Annotated in this window: 14 protein-coding genes; all 14 read right to left on the reverse strand. The window is 37.6% G+C overall.

What is annotated here, in order from left to right:
* Positions 1–15: 15 nt before the first annotated feature.
* A complete protein-coding gene (locus GCWU000282_RS03290; protein WP_051384111.1) occupies positions 16–1,986 on the reverse strand; it encodes a carbohydrate-binding domain-containing protein in 1,971 nt (656 codons plus the stop codon).
* Positions 1,987–2,021: 35 nt separating this feature from the next.
* Positions 2,022–2,714 (reverse strand): DUF4956 domain-containing protein, encoded by a 693-nt coding sequence (locus GCWU000282_RS03295; RefSeq protein WP_023353585.1) that lies wholly within the window; start codon positions 2,712–2,714, stop codon positions 2,022–2,024.
* The gene (locus GCWU000282_RS03300) at positions 2,701–3,468 is read right to left on the reverse strand and encodes a polyphosphate polymerase domain-containing protein (RefSeq protein ID WP_084295325.1); all 768 of its coding nucleotides are present in this window, start codon (positions 3,466–3,468) and stop codon (positions 2,701–2,703) included. Before GCWU000282_RS03300 ends, GCWU000282_RS03295 begins: the two co-directional genes overlap by 14 nt.
* 364 nt (positions 3,469–3,832) lie before the next feature.
* Positions 3,833–4,774 carry a DUF4300 family protein gene (locus tag GCWU000282_RS03305; RefSeq protein ID WP_023353587.1) on the reverse strand — a complete coding sequence of 314 codons (942 nt, stop codon included), beginning with the start codon at positions 4,772–4,774 and terminating at the stop codon, positions 3,833–3,835.
* Between the two features lie 293 nt (positions 4,775–5,067).
* The gene (locus tag GCWU000282_RS03310) at positions 5,068–8,130 is read right to left on the reverse strand and encodes a toll/interleukin-1 receptor domain-containing protein (RefSeq protein ID WP_023353588.1); all 3,063 of its coding nucleotides are present in this window, start codon (positions 8,128–8,130) and stop codon (positions 5,068–5,070) included.
* Position 8,131: 1 nt separating this feature from the next.
* Positions 8,132–9,991 (reverse strand): hypothetical protein, encoded by a 1,860-nt coding sequence (locus GCWU000282_RS03315; RefSeq protein ID WP_035039433.1) that lies wholly within the window; start codon positions 9,989–9,991, stop codon positions 8,132–8,134.
* 229 nt (positions 9,992–10,220) lie between these two features.
* Positions 10,221–11,474: a serine hydroxymethyltransferase gene (locus GCWU000282_RS03320; RefSeq protein ID WP_035039174.1), complete on the reverse strand. Its 1,254-nt coding sequence runs from the start codon at positions 11,472–11,474 to the stop codon at positions 10,221–10,223.
* Between the two features lie 203 nt (positions 11,475–11,677).
* Complete coding sequence (locus tag GCWU000282_RS03325) at positions 11,678–15,061, reverse strand: hypothetical protein (protein WP_035039177.1); 3,384 nt, start codon at positions 15,059–15,061, stop codon at positions 11,678–11,680.
* A 57-nt stretch (positions 15,062–15,118) separates the two neighbouring features.
* Positions 15,119–16,465 (reverse strand): SWIM zinc finger family protein, encoded by a 1,347-nt coding sequence (locus GCWU000282_RS03330; protein WP_035039180.1) that lies wholly within the window; start codon positions 16,463–16,465, stop codon positions 15,119–15,121.
* A gap of 227 nt (positions 16,466–16,692) precedes the next feature.
* Positions 16,693–17,127, reverse strand: coding sequence for a hypothetical protein (locus GCWU000282_RS03335; protein WP_023353593.1), 435 nt, complete (start codon positions 17,125–17,127; stop codon positions 16,693–16,695).
* A 53-nt stretch (positions 17,128–17,180) separates the two neighbouring features.
* A complete protein-coding gene (locus GCWU000282_RS03340) occupies positions 17,181–17,708 on the reverse strand; it encodes a GNAT family N-acetyltransferase (protein WP_023353594.1) in 528 nt (175 codons plus the stop codon).
* Between the two features lie 39 nt (positions 17,709–17,747).
* Positions 17,748–18,173, reverse strand: a complete 426-nt coding sequence (locus tag GCWU000282_RS03345) for a DUF3592 domain-containing protein (protein WP_023353595.1) — start codon at positions 18,171–18,173, stop codon at positions 17,748–17,750.
* A 383-nt stretch (positions 18,174–18,556) separates the two neighbouring features.
* Positions 18,557–18,832, reverse strand: coding sequence for a hypothetical protein (locus GCWU000282_RS03350; RefSeq protein ID WP_023353597.1), 276 nt, complete (start codon positions 18,830–18,832; stop codon positions 18,557–18,559).
* Between the two features lie 145 nt (positions 18,833–18,977).
* Entirely contained in the window at positions 18,978–20,339 is a 1,362-nt protein-coding gene (locus GCWU000282_RS03355; RefSeq protein WP_023353598.1) for an MFS transporter, read from the reverse strand.
* Positions 20,340–20,689: the final 350 nt, after the last annotated feature.

Here is a 20,689-nt window from a genome sequence, read left to right on the forward strand (position 1 = left end):
ATTTGGTTTACATTATCAGATACTTTTAGAAGTACCGGTGCTGCTCTTACTGCCCTGTTCAGAACCATCATTTTGTCCGGATTTGCTATTATTTTGAGAATTTCCATTTGTTCCGGAGCTGTTGTTCTGATTCGAATTACCCTTTGTCCCGAAAGAGTTGCTCTGCCCTTCTTTCATTCCATTTCTATTACCTGACGAGTCTGAATTATCCCCCCAATTCCTTGATCCTCCACTAGGTGGTGCTCCCTCAGGTCTTCCCTGATGCCCACCATCAAAATTTCCTCCATTTCCGTTTGGACCTCCAAAGTTGCCATTTCCATCAGGACCTCCGTTATCGTTCGGACCTCCAAAGTTATCATTACCACTAGGACCTCCGTTACCGTTTGGTCCTCCGAAGTTGCCATTTCCGCCAGGACCTCCGTTACCGTTTGGGCCTCCAAAGTTGCCGTTGTTACCATTTATTGAGTTACCCCGGGGACCACCTTCACTTCCACCGGGACCACCATTCATTCCGCTTGAGCTGCTTACAAGCTGGCTGAGTGTTACTTCTTTAGTTTCAGTTCCTGCAGTTACTGTATATGTTTCACCCTCTACCATGCCTTCTGTACTGATAATAACGCTGTTATACTCTTTTGAAGGTGTATAGCTTGCCAGTACATTACCTTTTGAATCTGCAATACTTACAGTAGTTCCTGCCGCCTGATTGGATACGCTTACCTGTACAACACCCTGAGTTGAATCAGAACCAAAACTCTCTGTCATGCTCTGAATCTCAGTAACTATAATTGTTCCGCCTGTAATTGTAGCTGTACCGTTATAATCTATACCTCCGTTACCGCCTTTAGTCGGACCGCTTACATAGGTTTCTCCGCCACTTACTGTGAGGTTACCGTTAGAATCTATACCATCTCCTTCCGCATTTACTGTAATTTTACCGCCTGAAATATTAATGCTTGCATCCTGTGCCTGCATACTTGCCTTTTCTCCTGTTGTTGAAGAGGCTGTTGCATTGATACCATCATCAGTTGAAACTATGTTTATTTCTCCTCCTGAAATATTTACATCCTTACCTTCAATACCCTCATTGCTGTTGGTAATATCAATCTTGCCTCCTACGATATCGAGAGTAGTTCCTGAGTGTATACCGTCATCTGCCGCATTTATTGTAATAGTGCCGCCTTCAATATATACGAAGCCCTTGCTTGTATCATCGCTGTTTTCAGAGTGTATACCATCTGTTCCCGTCGTAATATTAATTGTACCGTCAGCTATTCTTACGCTGTCCTTTCCGCTTATACCTTTCTTGGCAGATGTAATGTCAATATTTCCGCCTGTGATTACAACATCATCCTTGCCTACAATGCCATGTGCGGTAGAGCTTATCTTAAGAGAACCGCTTCCGTTTATGGTGAGGTCTCCCTTAGAGAAAATAACACCATCCACATTGTTGTCATCGGTTGCAACAAAGGTTCCGGAAGTTGTAAGTGTACTGTTAGTACCGTCCTTAAGTGTTACGAAAACCTTGTCAGCTTCTTTTACATATATGGCTGCACTGCTCTCATTGGTTATTGTCACACCGTCAAGTACGATCTGAACCTTTGCCGTATCTGCAACATTTACAACTATCTGTCCAGAATATGAGCCGGAAAGTATATAAGTTCCTTCCTTTGTAATTGTATAGGTAGAATCCTTAATTTCACTTAAGTTCACCTTGGTAGCACTTGCTTCATCATAGGAAGCATCTTTATCGCGGTCTGTAAACATGTCAGATTTTACTTTACCTGTTGTGGTTGTTCCGCTTGAGGTAGTTGAACCTGCAGAACTGTTTGCCAAACTTCCCGAACTTGTGCTGCTAGTATCCGAGGTTACTGTTGTCACCGTTTTGGTGGTTGCGGTACCGCTATTTGCGGCACCGACTCCGTTACAAGCTGTTACTCCGAGTATAAGTCCACCTGTTAAAGCTATCATCATTATTTTCTTTTTCATAATCTTCATTTCCTTTCTTTATTGTTTAATTATGGTTAAAGTTCTTCGCCGCCCATTCCCGGGCGATTGAGGCGAATTTCCAGGTTACCGTTTTTACATCTCAGTTCATCTATAAATTCTTTTTCTATTCCCTCCTTTTTTAAGGTAACATCATAATTTAACTTAAATAAGCTGCCCATATTGGTAGTCTTTACACCTAAAAGTCTGGCATCCTTTGTATACTTGCCTAAAGTTTCGGTAAATACATCTGTGTAATCAAGATTCTCAGGTATTGTAATAGTAAGGCTCTTCTGTAAACTTGCTCCTCCAATCAGTCCTAAACCGAATTTATTATAAATAAGGGTTACAATTCCCATAATAAGTGCAAATGCTGCGGCATATCCTACATATCCCATACCTGCCGCAAGTCCTGTAGTCATCGCCAGGAAGATAGCTCCTATTTCCTTTGCCGTACCGGGAACTGAACGAAACCTTACGAGACCGAAGGTGCCGGCTACTGCAACTCCCGCTCCTACATTTCCGTTTACAAGAAGTATAACCATACTTACTACTGCCGGAAGCATTGCAAGTGTTATTACAAAACTCTGTGTATATCTGCTTCTGTAAGTGTATACCAGTGCCAAAAATATACCTATCGCAAGTGCTGCTCCTATGCAGATAAGCACCGTAATTGGTGAAACTGCTGTGGTTGTTGTGCCACTGCTAAAAATACTGCTAAATATATCCATATTCCAACCTCTCTTTCAAATTTTCTTCTTTAGTAAATACCGGGATTCTTGTAAATAACCATCTTTTATTTTTCAAAATCTCTGTGTATGCATTACCGTATTTTGAAAATGAAACTTTATAAATACCGTATTTACTCAGAACCTCCACTAACCACAACGGAAAAGTATCCGCTGATTTTATTTCCAGTAAGGCTTCACCGTCTTCAAGTATCGGTTTACCATAGACTTCATTAGTCAGGCTTAAATTATCTTCTCTCCAAAGTATGTTTTCGTCGAAAGTCATTCGAAAATCAGGATTTTCTTTGTCTAAATAAGCCTGACGATCGTAGCTAAGAAATACTTTCGGTTCTATCTCCTTATAAAAATCTAGGAAATAATCTATTTCTCTGCCTATCTGGCTTTCTTTTCTAAGCTTCTTTCCGTTGCAAAGGTAATTCATTGCTTCTTTTTCTTTAGCTTCTATCCTCCTTTTGTATACTATTCCATCAAATTTCTTTTTAAGTTCTATGAATACCTTATCTTCTTCATTTACCTTTTTATAACTTCTTACCCTTAATTTCTCTTTATAAATTGGTTTATCAAGAGAATTTCTTATGAGTAAAAAATCAGGTCTGTCAAAGTAGATATTTCTGATTGTGCTGTTGCCATAGCTGTCTGCCTTCATATAAGGCTTCATTGCTTCATATATGGCTTCTCTTTGTTCTTTATTTAACAAATACTTAATTTCAAACCTTTGAAATGTACCTGATCCCATAAGTTTTCCTCCTTTCATTAGTTGTTCTTTTTTTGTGTGATTTATTTTATGAGCATATAATAAATGATGAAACTTAAACGAAACTTAAAGGTTGAAAAATATTTTTAAAAAGAAAAAAGCGCCTTACATTTTGAGGCCCCCTTAAAATACATACATACCACTTATTTTTTGAACTACTTCAAAGTCACTTCAAAGTCAACTTCAAAGTCACTTCAAACAAACTTCAATTTAGTTTGAAGTAATTTCCTACCGCGAGCTGCGCATCCCTCAGAGAGATTTTTGTTTAATAGGAAATTTCACAGAAATTTCCTATTAAACAAAAAAGCGCCTTACATTTCTGTAAAACGCTATAATTATCAGATATCTATTTAACTTCAACCATTTTATTGTTATCCATTACAAAAGGTTTTGCCAGGCCTTCTCCTGTATAGTCTGCATATTTTCCCTGAAGATACTTATAACATTCTTCTTTACTTGCAAATTTAATTGCCTGATAAGGCTCTTCAAAGGTTAGCTTTTCTACAAATAAAAATCCTTCTTTGTCAGGAACCATAACTCCGACATGCCCTACAAAAAGATATTCTCCGTCAAGATTATCGTGTAAGACTACAGAAAGCATCCTTGCATTCTCGTCAAACTTGATATTTTCAAAGTATTTCTCCATATTTTTGGCATGCACTTTAACATCTTCGGTTGCTTCGGTCTTTACCCTTGAAAATAATACATTAAATGCTTCCTTATCTTTGGCATTCAATAACTTTCCTTTATCAATAGAGTCATTATCTAAAAACAAGAGTTCACTGTCACTTTTTATACTAGGGACTTTAATATTGTTTTTAAGTAAGAAGAAACTGTTAAGCCTGCAGTTAGTTCCGACAAAATCACCCTTCTTTTCTTTCCACAAGTTACTGATTTTCTCTACATCATATTCAGTTGTACCGAATTTTGTAAAATCTCCCTGTAAGCCAACGCTACCTACAATTTCATTATATTCATTTACTTGCTTCATGTAGTTTTCTACGCTGTCTTTATCCAACTGAGCCTCCAGCAAAGCCTTAACTTCTTCCGCACTTTCTTTACCGGCCATATTTGAATATGTCGGCTCTTCTTTGCTCACCTCATTCGAAGTTTTTGAGGATGCCTCCTTAGAAACCCCTTGTGAGGTCCTCCGGGAAGATTCCTGAGATGTTACTTTCGATACTTCCTTTGATATCTCTTTTTTCTCCTGCCCGCTGCCGCAGGCTGTTATTCCAAATGCCAGCGCGGCACATAGGCAGAGTGTAATGATTTTATTATATTTTTTCATAAAATTCTCCTTTTAATTGGTAATATATGGCGTGTCGTCGTTAAGTGTTCACATTATATCATAAGTACTAAGTTCAGCCTTCGCCAAAATTGGCTCGACTTCACTAAGTACTTAGATACCGCTCTCACTAAACTCAATCTTCGCCTTTGGCTTGATTTCGTTAAGTGTTCACATTATATCACAAGCTTTTAACCAATTAAATACAGGCAAAAAAATTTAAGAAAATCATTTGAGTTTTGTAATAATAAAGTCAGAATGTTCCAAGTTTAGTATATAAAATACTCAATTTTTCATCACTTCGCAGTTATACCAATACGCACCTTCTCTTCCTGAGATAGCGTTCTGCCTGCAAGAATCCCATCAACCTCCTTTGATACCTCTCCTTCACTTAAAACATTGTAAATAGAAGTCATCATCTCGTAAGACCAATGATCACTGTCTTTGCCGGATTTCTCACAGTAATCCTTGTCTATGGTAATTAACTTACCGTCAGGAGAAATATGCCCGTTGGCATTATATCTTCTTAATGCAACATTAAGCACAAACTTCAGTTTTCCTGTTGAAAAATCGACTACGTAACACTTTCTGTCAATATCATTGTTTCTTATAATCATAACTATATCTGCATTTTCATTGTAAAAATGCACATCATCAAAGCTCTGAGGTGTCTGTCGACACTCATCATCCATATCCCAAGTGATCAAACCTGAATTACTGTTCCACTTAAATATACTGTTCTTTTTTACTCCCTTTGCTGTTATTTCACCACCGGAATTTTCAACATTTATAATCTCACCGCTAATTTCATCAATCTGCTTATTAGTCTCAAGATTATATAAAAATGCGGTTCCCGACAACATATTTACTGCAAGTATTTTAGAATCATTTGAAAGCTTCATATTTAATACATCGCCTTTTATTTCACTATATCTCTTTACCTGCTTCAAATTCTCCACATCATAAATACTTAAGCCTTCTGCACTGTCCATTACAAAGATATGCTTTGAGTCATCCGAAAAATAAACTAAAGATGCCGTATTATTTATATATATCTTCTTTTTCTTGTTATTAGAAAGATCGTAAAGTTTCAAAGTCTTATGCGGTACATCAGACATATAGTCCTTAAACATCACAGCATAATACCTTCCATTATTAGATATCTGGCATAATTTTGAAGCTGCTAAAAGAGCATATATTGAAGGCTCATCTACAGTGATTTTCTTTACAGTCCTTCCGTCATCATCCGAAACAGCCAAGTCATTGCCGTCATACAATAACATATGAGAACTATCGTTTGAATTTGCCATTATCCTTGCAGTTACGTTTTCTGACAGTACTCTTGACTTTAATTCTATTATCTTAATCGTTTGGCTTTCGTGGGCATTTGCCAATATCTTACTTCCGTCTTTTAAGAACACAAATTCAGTCGGCACTCCTCCACCATAATTTAGATTTGATTCTATTATAGTCTTATCTCTCCAGATTGAATAATTACCATTTTCACCAAATCCAACTATAGTATTGGTTTTATTATTATAGGTAAAATATTTCATCTTTATATTCGGAAAATATATTTCATCACTTATTTCTCCGCTTTTCCCGTCTAAAACAGATATTCTGGGATTTGCCTTCAATATAATATTCTTTCCATCATCACTTTCCATAATCAAATTTAAATCGCCGAGATCATTAATCATTATCTCCTTCTTAAATACTTCTTTATTATTTTGAAGCGAAAATTTTATAAGTTCCGAGTAGGTAAGCAGAAGAAGATTTTCACCGTCTGATGAATACTTTGCATATATATACGGTTTTTCATATTCACCCTGACTAGGATCCTTACCGTTTATTCTTGGTATAACCTTAACAATCTTTCCGTCAGCCATATTTCTTATTGTAATCTGCTCTTCGGTATTCGAGCATAACACTACCAGGATTTCACTTCCGTCTTTACTGATGTCAACTGTTTTTAATGGCTCACTAATCGCAAACTCACCTTGTTTCTGCCAGTTTGTGGTATCATAAGTGTAGAAAACTAAGACATTGTTAGCATTTACGGCATAAAACAGTTTTGAACCATCCTCTGAAAATCTGGTAAGCATTGGCACTCCCTCTATCTCTAGCTTTACCTTCTCTTCTCCTTTTTCCAAATCATATATAATACAGGTATTATCAAATGAAGATGATGCCAAATATCTGTTATCTTTTGAAAAATCAACCAATTTCACCTGCTGAGTATGTCCCGTAAACACCTCCAGCACCTCACCGTTTTGTACGCTTGCAACGGCAGTATCATTATTCTCAAGTCCATAGGCAACATATTTTTCATCATCACTTACCGCCATATATGTCAGATTGTTTTTCGTTGATATAGTTGTAAGAGTAGATGCACCGCTGTGATATATACTGCTGTTTAGAATAAATTCTTCTTCAGCCTTAAGCGAATCATAGTATTTCATATCCTCTCTCAACATACCGTTTGCCTCTTTTGCAACCAATACTCCCTTTAGATAATCTCCCTCTTTTAAGAATTCCTTAGATGTTTTCATAAGTATATTTGCATTGGATTGTACAGCCTCTTTCCTCGCCAGCTCCGCCTTTTGATATGCATTTGCCATAAATATACCAAAAATCAAAAAGACAGTACCTGACAAGATTGATATACCTAAAATTCTTCTGTTTTTTCTCTCCTTGTCCCTCTGCTTTAGATCTCCAAAAGCACAGCCAAGGAGGGCTGCCATTATCCTGTACTTTTCTGTTTTTAATATACTTAAGGATTCCTTTGTGAGTTCCTTTAGGCTTTGCCTGTCATTATCCTGAAGATATGCATATCCCTTAAAATCTGCTTTTAGTACTTTCACAGGTCTTAAATCCGCTGCCAATATCTCATACGCCGCCTCTTCATTATTACTTTCTTTTCCTTTAAGGGATACGGGAAAAGCCTCATTAGGTTCACCCTCTATCAATACGGGAATTATTCTCTCTTGCCCGTGTAAACTCTTAAATATCTCTATCTCTTTCCTGCACCACTCAGATAAAGGTGTGCGCTTTGAGCAAATCACAATCAGATATCTGCTTGTTTCAAGCGCTTCTCTTATGGATGTACTAAGATCTCTGGCGGCTAATTCTTCCCTGTCTCTAAACACTCTAAACGCCGGTCTTTTGCCATTTTGATAAAACTCCTTGGGTGCTTTGAAGGTCTCTATCATCTGATGAACCTGCTTTGCTATACTCTGGTCCGGCTCCACATGCCTATAGCTTATAAAGGCAGTGTACTTATATTCCTTCTCGTTATATTCATTCCCTGCTTTCTTCATTTCGTCAGATGCTGCCTCATATTTTTGCTCTTTATCCATTTTATTTCTCCGTCTTAAACAATGTAAATACCGATAACAAATCATATTCAGGATGACAGATGTCAAACTTATCACCTATAATAATTTCCCATTCATCTATGAGGCAAGGATGAGTTTTTAAGTTCTCATCCTTTTTGTCACCATAGATAAAATTCATCGCATAGTAGCTGTTGCACCATCTTTTATGCTCAAGTCTTGATAAAAAGTCCAGAATAGGATTTTCTTTTAAATACTCGCGAAATTTCTCCTTAAACTCTTTCCAATCCTCTTGCATAAGTTGCTGCAAGTTGCTGAACTCTTCAAACTTTTCGGACAGATACTGCATTATCTCATCATCCGAATTATTAAAGAAAATCTTTCTAAGTATTTCTTCCTTTACCCTGCCGTGTGTAGCCGATGCTCTTGAAGATGTCCTCTTTACATAAGAAAGTTCATTCCAGCTACTGCCTTTGCCCATGCCCGACATCTCCGCAGCTGTATTATAGCTGTCATTGAAAGCCTTAGCCCTTATGTCAAGAGACTCCCTTATCATAATATCACTTGTCATAATCTGCGACACATCACCAAATATCCGGATATTGTCCCGGTTTTTAGGCAGGACATAGGTTAGGTCTATATTTGATACATTTCTTATTATCTTTGGGATATTTTCAAAATATCCTGTCAACCTCTTAAGATATTTAAGGCTTTTGACCACATCCTCATTCATCATAAAAATAAGCGATAAATCACCCGCATTTTTTACCTTAGTTAAGCATTCCGTGAGTGAATCCCTTCCTGCCCCAACATCGACAATTTGAAGATTCAGGGCATTTTTAAGCCCTTCGTTTTTGGCAAGAATTTCATTCATGCGCGTACCTGCATCCTTATCCATTATGCTTACCCTTGTATTTTCTTCAAGGCATAAGGTCATATCATTTGCAATATACTTTAATAACGCCGCAGTAAGTTCATTTACTCCAATAATCAGAATATGCATATTTTTTATATTTTCGTTGATTTTTTCTAATGAAATACTATCCCCGATATGAGTCAGACCTTCAATACTGTTTGTCAGGCTTTTAAGTACGCAATTATCCGACATAAGCATTCTCATAGTCAAATCTGTCTGGTCAAAATGTACGGTATCTATCTTTTTAAGAATCTCTGCCTCTTCCCTCTCGCGTATGATCACGTCTTCAATATAGGATGACACTGTTTTAGATTCACATTTTACGTAAAAGGTAATATTCCTTTTAGGCTTAATTCTTTTGACAATGTTGGCATATAAAGCATAATTTTCAAGGTCGTTGTCAGCACAGAAAAACATATACTTCACTTTATTTATATTTACGGTATTTAATAACTCCCTTATCTCATTTTTACCACTGTTATCAAAGTCTGTCTGATAGGTGGCTATCCCTTTTTTCTCATATTTTCCCTTTAGATTATCATCAATAAAATGCTTGGATATAATCGAAATCTTATACGGAGTTTTCTCATTCATCAGGTTAGTTATTAATGTCTTTGACATAAGGCTGTTTTCAAAAACCAGTATATGATTTCTGCTGAATTTGTTAAAAACTATATTTTTCAGGTGAAGTAAGGTATTTGAAATCTTGGTAAATACGAAGGCAGATGTAAGTATAGGAGCCATCCATTTAGCAATTTCATAAAAGATACCCGGGCTGTTCTCAGGTGATATTGGCGGGGCAAATAAAAACATCTTTAAAATGCCGAATAAGACATTGGAAAGCCTCAGAAAAGGATTCTCTATACTCACCCTGTAGTATTCATAAAGACTCTGAAAGCCTAAAGCAAGAGTCATGACAAGCAAGACAAAATATATTTTTTTCTTATAATAAGTTTTATTTTCCTTCATGATACCACCTTTCAGCTTTTTCACTGTTTCAGCCTTACTGTTCTTTAGCAAAGGCAGAAGGATGCTTCCTTCTACAGAAACTGCATCCTTCTCAAATTCGGGTCGTATTCCTCCATAGGTGTCCGCCAAATATCCAAAGCAATCTGTCTGTCAGGAACAGAGCCTGCCACTATATGATAAATAAGAAAATGATAAAAAATAGGGGAAAATAGTAGAAATCGTCTGTATATTATCCCTCATAAATCGGATACTTCTTGGTTAACACTGAAACCTTAGAAAGTATCTCTTCTTTACTGTTTTCAAAATCTGTTGCAACTTTGAAGAGACAGTCCGCAATAACTGCCATGTCTTCTTCCTTAAATCCTCTGGCTGTCACAGCAGGGGTACCGATACGCACACCGGAAGTCACAAAATACGAACGTGGATCACGCGGAATACTGTTTTTATTCAAGGTAATATTCACTTCATCACAGAGATTCTGCATGTCTTTTCCCGTCACTCCCTCAAAATTAGTTAAATCAACCAACATAAGGTGATTATCCGTGCCTGAAGAAACCAGTTTAAATCCACGCTTCATCATTTCCCCGCCAAGTGCCCTTGCATTCTTTACCACCTGCTCCTGGTATACCTTATAGTCCGGCTTTAAAGCCTCTCCGAAGCAAACTGCCTTAGCGGCAATCACATGTTCAAGCGGTCCACCCTGTATTCCCGGGAAAACAGCCTTATTAAAATTATATTTTTCTGCCGCGGCAGCCGTAGAAAGGATGATACCTCCCCTTGGTCCGCGTAAGGTCTTGTGAGTTGTAGATGTCACTATATCAGCATAAGGAACCGGGCTTGGATGCACACCTGCCGCAACAAGACCTGCAATATGTGCCATGTCCACAAAAAGTACCGCTCCCACTTCGTCTGCTATTTCCCTGAACTTCTTAAAATCAATCACTCTCGGATAGGCAGATGCGCCGGCAATAATCATCTTTGGTCTGTGCTTCTTTGCAAGAGCAAGAATCTCATCATAATCCAAGAAACCCTCTTCAGTAATTCCGTAAGGCACAATATTATAAAATAATCCCGAAAAGTTAACAGGAGAGCCATGGGTTAAGTGTCCGCCTGCGTCAAGGCTCATTCCCATGATGGTATCTCCCGGCGAACAAACCGCCATTGTAACCGCCATATTTGCCTGAGCTCCAGAATGCGGCTGTACATTGGCATATTCTGCTCCAAAAAGCTTCTTTGCTCTTTCAATGGCAATATTTTCTAATACATCTACTTCCTGGCAGCCTCCGTAATAGCGTTTCCCCGGATAACCTTCCGCATATTTATTGGCAAGCACCGTTCCCATAGTAACCATTGCAGCCGTAGAAACAATATTTTCCGACGCAATTAATTCTATATTGTTCTGCTGCCTCTCATACTCATCTATTATTCCTGCACCCACTTCCGGATCCGTTTCACGGATAAAATTCATTATATCTTTTACCATATTTACTCCTTTAGTTATGTATTTTAGTTTCACCTGCTATGGTCTATTATATGTGTTTGTTCTCAGATAGTAAATAAGAATAGTTTTCTTTCAGTTTCTGTAATTAATTACCTTCCTCTAATTTTAACTTTTTCTTAGCCCAATCATAGTGGCTTGACATTGTGCTTACAAAATAGGGAGCAAATGTACTGCCTGCCCATTCTTCACTCACGCAATCCCAATATTTTTACCAGGATTTTTGCCTTTTTTATTGCAGCAGACTTGGCAGTACTGTTTGCAATTTCTAAAAGACCTTGCCATTTTGCATCTTCCGGAGGAATAAATCCCCTGCCGGCTGCTTCCTTTAAATAGTCTGCATAGTAAATACAAATATCCAAAATTCTGTTTATCCATACCGGTGGCTTATTATCTTTCACAGTCTTTGCTCCTGCATATTTGATGCACTCACTTAGCATTACCCAAAGCACACTCAGAAGTTCTCTTTCCTTCTCAACCACCCGTACCAGCTTTGCAGGGCTGATATCTTCATGAAGCAGTAACTCTCTTGTAATATCTCTCAATGATTCCACATTCAGTTCACCGGTTTTTATCAATTCTTTGGTAAGGCTTTTTGCGCCATAAATACTTTCTCCGTCCTGAGCTAAAAGTGCCACAGCAATAGTGAGGAGAGTCTTTGAATATGGGGTGGATTCTCCTTCTAACGGACCGTTTTCTTCATTTCTCCAATTTCTGAACCTGCTTACCACAATCTTCTTTTTTATATTATCATAATGAAGCCATACAGACTTTTCTTCTTCATCTATAATTTCCCCGTTATGATTAGCCCTAAATGCAGAAATCTGTCCCTCATTTCTAAGTCCGTAAATCCACCCGGCTATTGTTATCTGATATTCATACTCAGGTACATCAGGCAGATTTAAGTTAAATTGAAAAACTTTTTCATTTTTTCTTATTTCAACAGTTTTTACACTCATAGAAACATTATCGGGGATAAGTGTTTTTGGCTCAGGTAATGTCACCCATACTTCATCAAAGTCATTTTTTGAGATTGGAGTATCCGATGCCTCTTCACTGTTTTCCGGTTCTTTTATAATCTCTGTATCAAAAGATTTTAATTTATTCACGATTTCTTTTGCATAGCCTACTGCCTTTGAAGCCCCTGATTTAGCAGCAAGATTTTTAACTGCCTTCATTTCCAATACACTATTAGGAGCAAACTTGTTTTGCACGGCTATGATAACCTCATCCAGATAATCTCTTAAAAACTTTACAACCTCAGCAGTTCCTGTCAGCATTCTGGGAGCCCCAAGCGATACTTCCACAGTATCACAGGCGGCTTGCCATACAACACTTAACATACCGTCTTTTGCCATACATTCCATAGAAAGAGCCATACTTGCCAGATTTGAGGGCGTATCACCATTCCAGTCCAAATAAGAAATATCTGCTGTATCCGGAAGCAGAAGTCCCCTTTCCCAGGCTTCATGGGTTGCATTAATCACATCTTCCGCATTCTCATCACTTAGATTACTCTCTATAGCAAGCCAGTTCATCAGTGCACCCTTTGTAATCGGCTTTCTTCTTCTTGCTATCTGTCTTAAAATTATACCCTGCCCATGGTATACCTCACAGTCTCTGTGTACCGCCGTAAGAGCATAATCTCCCCAAGTCGGAAACATAGAAAACATAGAATCATTGCTGTATGAAAATCTATTCGGTAAGGCTTTCAGACTTTTTGGCATATCAAGTTCCACCTTCCAGCACGAGGTTTTTCCGGGTGTAAATTCCGGTTCAATATATGGATCTTTTAAGTATTCGACAATTATTTCACCGACTAATACGTCATTTCCGTATTCATCCTGTAAAAGTTCTCCTGACGGAAGTAAGATTTTCAAATTTATATCATTTAGTTTTTCTAAGTACTCTTTTGCATCTTTTTCTGTAACCGAATCAATGTCTAGCCTTGTAAGTGCAAGTTGTAAATCAGGCTCTGAAACATATGATAAATTTTCATTTTTATATATTAGCAGACGATTGATTAAATCGGATAATCCGATACTTAAATCTTCATAACTCGGAGTGCTTAGTAAGCATGGCCATTTGTTGATAGACGTAAATAACACAATGTTTCTTGTATATAAGAGTTCACCATACACGATTCTTAAAACTTGTTTTTCACCATCCCACACTTCTCTCATTCTATCCGGGCATATATTATTTTCCAGATTTTTTGCCCATATACCAAGTGCCAATATGCCGCTTGAGTCATTGTTCGAAATTCCTGCCAGACTCATTTTAGCCTCATTGGGATTTTTGTATGCAATGTTATTTGCCATAGCAATTAATCTCTCAAAAGTAATATCCTCAACACATTCCTTTCTTTCTGAAATCACTGCCACCAAATCCGTCAATGCCTCCGGTGAAATTTCTCCTATCTCAAACTCAGGAAGTTCCCAAAGTTTCGGTGTTTCCCTCCAAAGTCCCTGTACCTCTTCTTTTACATCTTCTTTTTCAAGTTCCAAGCCCCAAGCCTTCTCCAGACTGTCGGCAAGTTTTGATATACTTTTATCCTCATCCTGCTTATACAGTAAAATCCATTCTTCATACTCTTTTGCAGACTTCGGTTTTTCCCTTTTTAAAGCAGCATTTAAAATCATTTTTTTAATTTTCTTAACCTTTGCGAAACTGCAGGAAATAAGAACCTGATACAGCAAATCTTCTGAAGCATTTTCTATAAGAACCGGTGCAAATCTTTCAAGTAAAGCGGTTTCTCCAAGTCCCAACAGTGGAATGATTGTTTCTGCTCGAGATCTGATATCATCATCCGTAAGTCCTATTTGCTCCAAAATATTCATCAGTTCTTTTCTGTCGCCCGGTCTTTGTGCAATATTTAGTGCATAAAATACCTGTTCCATAGCAGCTTCTTTTGTAAGCACATTATTCTCTACCCCCCAGATCAGCACTTTTGAAAAAGGTCCTGTTGACGGCACATTCACAGAAATACCCATTTCAATATGCTCTATAAATCTTCTTATAATATCCTCTTTTGCCGGTGCAAATCCTTCGTCAAAGTTTTGTTCTTTTCTTTCAGAGCCCAAAACCATTGCTGCAACTGCCGCCCAGTCCTTCATATACTCCACCGATTCAGGAATATCAAGATTCATTTGATGAACCAGTTTTATCGCCAATGTACCAAGAACCGACAAGGAGTGTTCCCATATTCTCCTGTTTGAAGTACAGGCAGCCTTAATAAAATTCATAGCGTAAGTTTCACCCCGAGACTCAACAGCCTTTAAAGCAACCTCACTGCCTCGCCTTAAAATATGTGCTGCACGCTTGGCATCCACTCCTACACGGATTGCAAAGATTGCAAGTTTGCCTAAATCAACATCCACGACAGGAACAAAGCCGTAAGAATTCTCAGATAATTGCTTAAGTTCCAACCATTCACCCGTTTTCAGTCCTTCCCTTGCAATTTTTTGTTCTTCACTGCTTCCTGTTCCAAGGTTTAAAATATCTTCAAAATCTGTTTCCTCATATCCCAGAGAGCGATAAATTTCCACCGCTTTTTCAAGTTTGCCTGCCATACTAACCTCCATACCTCCTCTTTTAGCCTACTGTACAAACAGTAATTAATAGTGTTTTCACACTGCTTCTTTTTTCAATTTCACAGCCAAAATATGTTTACATGGTCCTCTGCTGTTTTGATGTCTCAGATACCACGTACAGGTGCACTTTGCATTTTCCACCCCGCAGTCTGTAGGATAAATTACTCTGTAGACTGCTTCACCCGATTTCACATGCCATATATTGTCTTCTGCATATATGGTATCTTCCGCAAGTTTCTTTGCCCCTTCAAGTCTTGGGTTATCTTTTAAGATTCTATCCGGATCATCCGGTAATTCTCTGTGAAAAAATGCATTTTCATGAACATCAAACCCCAGCTTTCCTGAAACCGCAAGCAATTCCAGAGCCTTATTCATATCATTTTTTATCAGGCCCATTGACTTTGACATCTTATCAAGGTCAAGCCTCGGGTCAAAATTTAATATATCGTCGATTCTGTCGGCACATTCCGATACTTTTACGTCTGAAAGCAAATCCAACAATGCCCCTTCACCGGAATAACCCTCATAGCTCTTTGCCGTCAAACTTAGCGTAATATTAGCTCCGGTCATACATACTTCAACCATCATCTGTCCTTTTTCACCATTCCCGGGGGCATAAAAATAAATGGCATTTACATTGCTCATTATACGCTTAAGCGCACTGAGTCGGTGAAGTCCGCTAATATATACACTATCTTTTTCTTCTCTGAGCTTTAACATCACACCGCTTTTTGTAGGAGTCAGCCACCCGGATTGATCCTTTCCCGTAGCAGGTGGCAACATTGCAATAAAAGCCTTTGCCTGCATTCCCTCAATATGAAATTTGTATTTCATATTTTGATGAAGCAGGGTACAATTCCCTAATGCCCGAATCCATCTGTCCGGCATTTTAACAGGACGTTGTATCAGTATATCTGTCAATTCACCCCCATGTACAGGTTTCTTACTATGTAATACTTTCCAACCGTCATCTCCGATTCGAAATTTTAATCTGTCCCCCTGTTTTATTTCAAACAGTGATTTTCTTAAATTGTTACTGATATCCACATTTGTTGTACCATAAAGTATCTCACCGTCCAAAACACTTTGAAACACGTCCATTCTTGCATAAACACCATTGCAGGCGGAAAAACATTCGGCTCTTAACCTGTCCCCCTGCGCAGAAAGAATGGGGTCTCTTTGCTCCACCGGTGTGTACTTAAAATATCTTGTACTTACAATATCCGCAAGTACCAAAAGCCCTCCTGAAATCACCACCGGATTAACAATTTCTCCGTTAAAAAATAACGGATTTTCTTCCAATCCTTTCGGCGTGAGAGCCGGCGCTATAGATAATGCCAAATTACCGTCAAAAAGTGTTGATGCCGTTTTAAATTCTCTCATTAAGATCCCCCTGTAATCATGTATCTTTTCATATATACCTTTATATGATGTGGGTGTCAAAAGTATTTGACACCCAATGATACAGGATTGCTTCGGCTTCACCTCTCGCAATCCTTGCAAAAATATTCGTAATCCGCTCATTTTTTTGCAAAAAATGGCTACTTACTCATATTTTTTGCGTATCAAAAGATAATAAATTCTCTTGCAAGCAAGCTTGCATCGAATTTTTATACTTTTGACACTTGTATCTTTATATTACTGAATCGGAATTTTATTGCAGCAAGCATTGACTCACCTGATAGATCTGTTACTGTTTGAATTTTATCTTCCTCAAAGAAAAGGGTTCTCTTCCCCAGAATACGGTTTTCTCCTTCCCTAAACAAAATCTTTTTGGCATTTCTAAGCATCAAAGCATCATAAAACTTCGGAAATCCGCACCAAAACAGTATAGATATCAATGTCATGACAATGAGAAGAGCGACTATAACTCCTATTCTTTTTTCTCCATTAAGCAGCAGGTTTACCAAACCCGTTCCAATAGGTATTATTGTAAAGATACCGCGAAACAGTTTCATTTGAGTTTTATAGAATTTATAATTCTTCACGGTAAACATATTAAAATCCAGATAATCCTGTTCCGTTAATTCAAATGTAAATTTCATTCGGTTTTTCCTCCTATAAGTGCTTTATAACTGTCATTCATATATAGCCCCCACTATATGAATTTCTTTGATAAAAATAGCAATAAATCGTCGTCATTAATGCAGGGAGCATATTGCTCAAGCACTTTCCCCTTATACCATACTCCGCTACCATCCGGGATATATCCTCGTTTTATATACAGTCTATGTGCAGAACCATATCCCGAGTGTGTACCAACAGCTAGAAATACCATATCAGAAATTCCGGCAGCCTCTTTTTCTGCGACATCCAATAGTTTACTCCCAATACCTTTTCCACGAACATCCAAAAATACTGTCAAATCAACTATCTCCGGAAATCTCTGTCCTGCCCACGGACCTTCTTTCGGATTAAGCGCCAACGTACACTGTCCTGATACTCTACCGTTATATTCTGCTATGAAAACCAGTCTTGTATCTTCCTCTTGATCTTTATAATAATTCTTATAAGTTTCGATTTGCGGATGCCACCCATATGATAAATATGTTTTGTACAATATCTCGGCATCTTCTGTTTCCATACTGCGTATCGTAATTGTTCCATCTTTAAAATAAGTTTTCATATAATTTTCTCTGCTTTTTCCTATTTTTTCCGGTAATTCTCAACGGCGCGGTGCCAAAGTCTTCTTACAAATGTAGGCAATAAAGATTACTACTCCACAAAAAGCTATTATCTTCGTAATATCGGGCGGGCTCATATCGCGGCAATCGGTTGGATTGTCCGGATTGTAGGCAATGGTAATAATATCTCCCACTTCGAGGATAGAGTCTCTATCGGGATATTCCAGCCGGCTCCTCACCTGTTTACCCTGAACCGTATACTCTATTGAAACGCTGCTTCCGTACTTCATTTCCTGGGTCTCGCTTCTTTTCTGATAATTGTGTACCTTAAGAACTTTTGCCTCGGTTTTAGGGTAAGAAAAATAAGGAGCTATCTCCCGCACATTAATAACAAAACCAAACACTGCCAATAGGATACAAGCAATTATTATCCCACTCCAAATTATCTTTGCAATAATTAATTTCATATTTACCTCCGCAAAATACAAGCGACTATATCCTCAGCATTAATATTTTACCACAAATACTAACTTTTTCACATATCAATTCAATTGCAATAATATGGTATTCCGGGGGGGCGTAAGGCTTTTAACAGAGAATCATTATTACTTAATATTCAATCCGTCTTTGAAGGCATTTCCTACCCATCTGTAATTGCTTGTATTAACATACTTGTACTATTACCTTATTTCAATTCAAAAATTCCACCATCAAATACAATATCTTTTCCATTTTCATCTTTGTGAAAAGACACTTTTTCTGTTCCTACCTGTATAAAGCCAAGAGACTTCAACAGTTTTACTGACGATATGTTCTTTAGTGCAGCACCGGCTGTAATCCGGTTTTGCAACTAACTTGAACTATCATTCTTCCAAATGCATTTTTCCGGACTACACCATCCACTTATATAATCTAACATTTCTGCAAGCCACTCTTTAGGTAATCCATCTTGTAAACTGTTGTAATATTGCAAAAATGCGCTATATACTTGTTCCTGTGTAATTCCCATATCATATATTCTAACTAAAATATCATATCCCTTTTTACTGTAGTCGTAATATTTTTTCTCTGTAATTGCAGCTGAAAGTTGTTTAATTTGAGAAAATAACTTTTCAAAGTCACTCATTTAGTCTACCTCTGAATTTCAGTTTGTTTCATTTAACATTTATAATATTATACCATATTGAAGCAATATAAAAAATTGACATGATACAGAAAAGCATTGTTTTACAGGAAATACCTATAAGACAACGCCATTTCTTAAATATACATTATTTTGTTTGTTTCTGTAGTTCTTTGTTTGCCTTTTCAACATTTAGTCTGATAAGGACAAACGTAATTATTAAGTTAAAAATCATCGGAAGCCAGAGATACATAACATAAAGCATATTCACGCAAGGCTGCGACTGAGTTACAGCATTCTGAACATATCCGCTTGCAGCCAACATCCAACCCGCGATTGCAGTACCAAGTCCACCACCGACTTTTGTTCCGAATGATGTACAGGAATACATCGTTCCGTCAACCTTCTTACCTGTTGTAAGTCTTGTATATTCTGATGTTGTTGCTATAAGAGCGTTCATATCTCCCTGAAGAGGGCTCATTCCGAGTGCCGCAACTGCTGTAAAAGCTAGCATAAGCATAATATTTCCCATATATCCTGCTGCAACTACACCCAGTCGTCCGGCAGTACCAATCACATATCCGGCAACATTTAACTTATACATCCCATTAAACTTAGCAACTAAAATCGGTGTCACTAAAAGACCGACTATCATAGGGATGTTGATAGCCCAGGAGAAAGTACCAAATAATCCCTCATCTCCAAGTACATACTTCATAAAGTAAATACCCATTCCAAGCGTTGCTGAATAAAGCTGCATTAAAAGATACGAACCGCAAATCATAAGGAAATACTTGTTATGCACAAGAAGCTTAAATGCACTAATAAGATTATACTTTTCTTCAGATTCATCACTTTTCTTATCTTCTGCAAGTTCTTCATCTGAAAGTTCTTTTACTGATAAAACAGAAAGTGTATTAGAAATAACACCGATGATTGAATAAATGATTGCCACTGTTCTCCAGGCTGCTGCCCCTCCTCCGAGTTTTGCAACAAAACCAACTGTAATTGCCTGGATTAGCATGCTTGTACCAAACGCAAACATAAATCTTATAGAACCCATCTGAACTCGCTCTGAGTTGTTCTTTGTAATGAGAGCTGTTAGCGCTGAGTAAGCAATATTATTTGCTGTATAAAAACCTGCATTTAATAATGTATATGCTATAAAGAACCAGGCATACTGTGCCTTCTGTCCCATATCCACAGGAATACAGAAGATTGCAACTAAACAGACAGCACATCCGAAATATCCATATAACATCCAAGGTCTTGCTTTACCCATCTTTGACTTTGTCTTGTCAATCATAGCACCAAAAAATATATCGCTAATTCCATCAAAAATCTTTGAAACTGCAATTAGAGTACCCACAATACCGGCATTTAGTCCAACAGTATCTGTTAAATAAATCATTACAAATGCTGCTAAAAGTGCATATACTACATTACCTGCTATATCACCTGCACCGTATCCGACTTTGTTATACCACTTTAAATATTTCTTCTCTTCCATAAAATAGCGCTCCTTCTCTGTTCATGTTGCATTCACAATCATTATCACTAATAGCTACGAAAGAATTGATTTTTAAAGTATGTCCCTCCCTTCTTATTATTCATTTTTCATTCATTTACTTATAGTATTAGATTAGCATATATTACTTATTTTTCACAGTAGTATTTTATATTATAACGGATTAATTTTCTAATTTTATAAATCAAATCTGTTGTGAGTTAAAAGGTAATCAACCTCAAGGCAACTATTTTCTATTTAGAAAACCAATTCTGTCATAATTTGCCAAGCTGTAAGCGAATGATTATAAAACCTGCTGCTTAGGACTTCAATAGTTTCATAATGAAAACTCA

The sequence above is a fragment of the Catonella morbi ATCC 51271 genome, from assembly GCF_000160035.2.
GTDB classification, from domain to species: Bacteria; Bacillota; Clostridia; order Lachnospirales; family Lachnospiraceae; genus Catonella; species Catonella morbi.

Bases quoted from the DNA above. Each gene is read 5' to 3' on its own strand.
- GCWU000282_RS03290 (WP_051384111.1), bottom strand. From the start codon at position 1,986: ATGAAAAAGAAAATAATGATGATAGCTTTAACAGGTGGACTTATACTC.
- GCWU000282_RS03315 (WP_035039433.1), bottom strand. From the start codon at position 9,991: ATGAAGGAAAATAAAACTTATTATAAGAAAAAAATATATTTTGTCTTG.
- GCWU000282_RS03340 (WP_023353594.1), bottom strand. From the start codon at position 17,708: ATGAAAACTTATTTTAAAGATGGAACAATTACGATACGCAGTATGGAA.
- GCWU000282_RS03305 (WP_023353587.1), bottom strand. From the start codon at position 4,774: ATGAAAAAATATAATAAAATCATTACACTCTGCCTATGTGCCGCGCTG.
- GCWU000282_RS03300 (WP_084295325.1), bottom strand. From the start codon at position 3,468: ATGGGATCAGGTACATTTCAAAGGTTTGAAATTAAGTATTTGTTAAAT.
- GCWU000282_RS03320 (WP_035039174.1), bottom strand. From the start codon at position 11,474: ATGGTAAAAGATATAATGAATTTTATCCGTGAAACGGATCCGGAAGTG.
- GCWU000282_RS03310 (WP_023353588.1), bottom strand. From the start codon at position 8,130: ATGGATAAAGAGCAAAAATATGAGGCAGCATCTGACGAAATGAAGAAA.
- GCWU000282_RS03345 (WP_023353595.1), bottom strand. From the start codon at position 18,173: ATGAAATTAATTATTGCAAAGATAATTTGGAGTGGGATAATAATTGCT.
- GCWU000282_RS03355 (WP_023353598.1), bottom strand. From the start codon at position 20,339: ATGGAAGAGAAGAAATATTTAAAGTGGTATAACAAAGTCGGATACGGT.
- GCWU000282_RS03335 (WP_023353593.1), bottom strand. From the start codon at position 17,127: ATGAAATTTACATTTGAATTAACGGAACAGGATTATCTGGATTTTAAT.
- GCWU000282_RS03330 (WP_035039180.1), bottom strand. From the start codon at position 16,465: ATGAGAGAATTTAAAACGGCATCAACACTTTTTGACGGTAATTTGGCA.
- GCWU000282_RS03295 (WP_023353585.1), bottom strand. From the start codon at position 2,714: ATGGATATATTTAGCAGTATTTTTAGCAGTGGCACAACAACCACAGCA.
- GCWU000282_RS03350 (WP_023353597.1), bottom strand. From the start codon at position 18,832: ATGAGTGACTTTGAAAAGTTATTTTCTCAAATTAAACAACTTTCAGCT.
- GCWU000282_RS03325 (WP_035039177.1), bottom strand. From the start codon at position 15,061: ATGGCAGGCAAACTTGAAAAAGCGGTGGAAATTTATCGCTCTCTGGGA.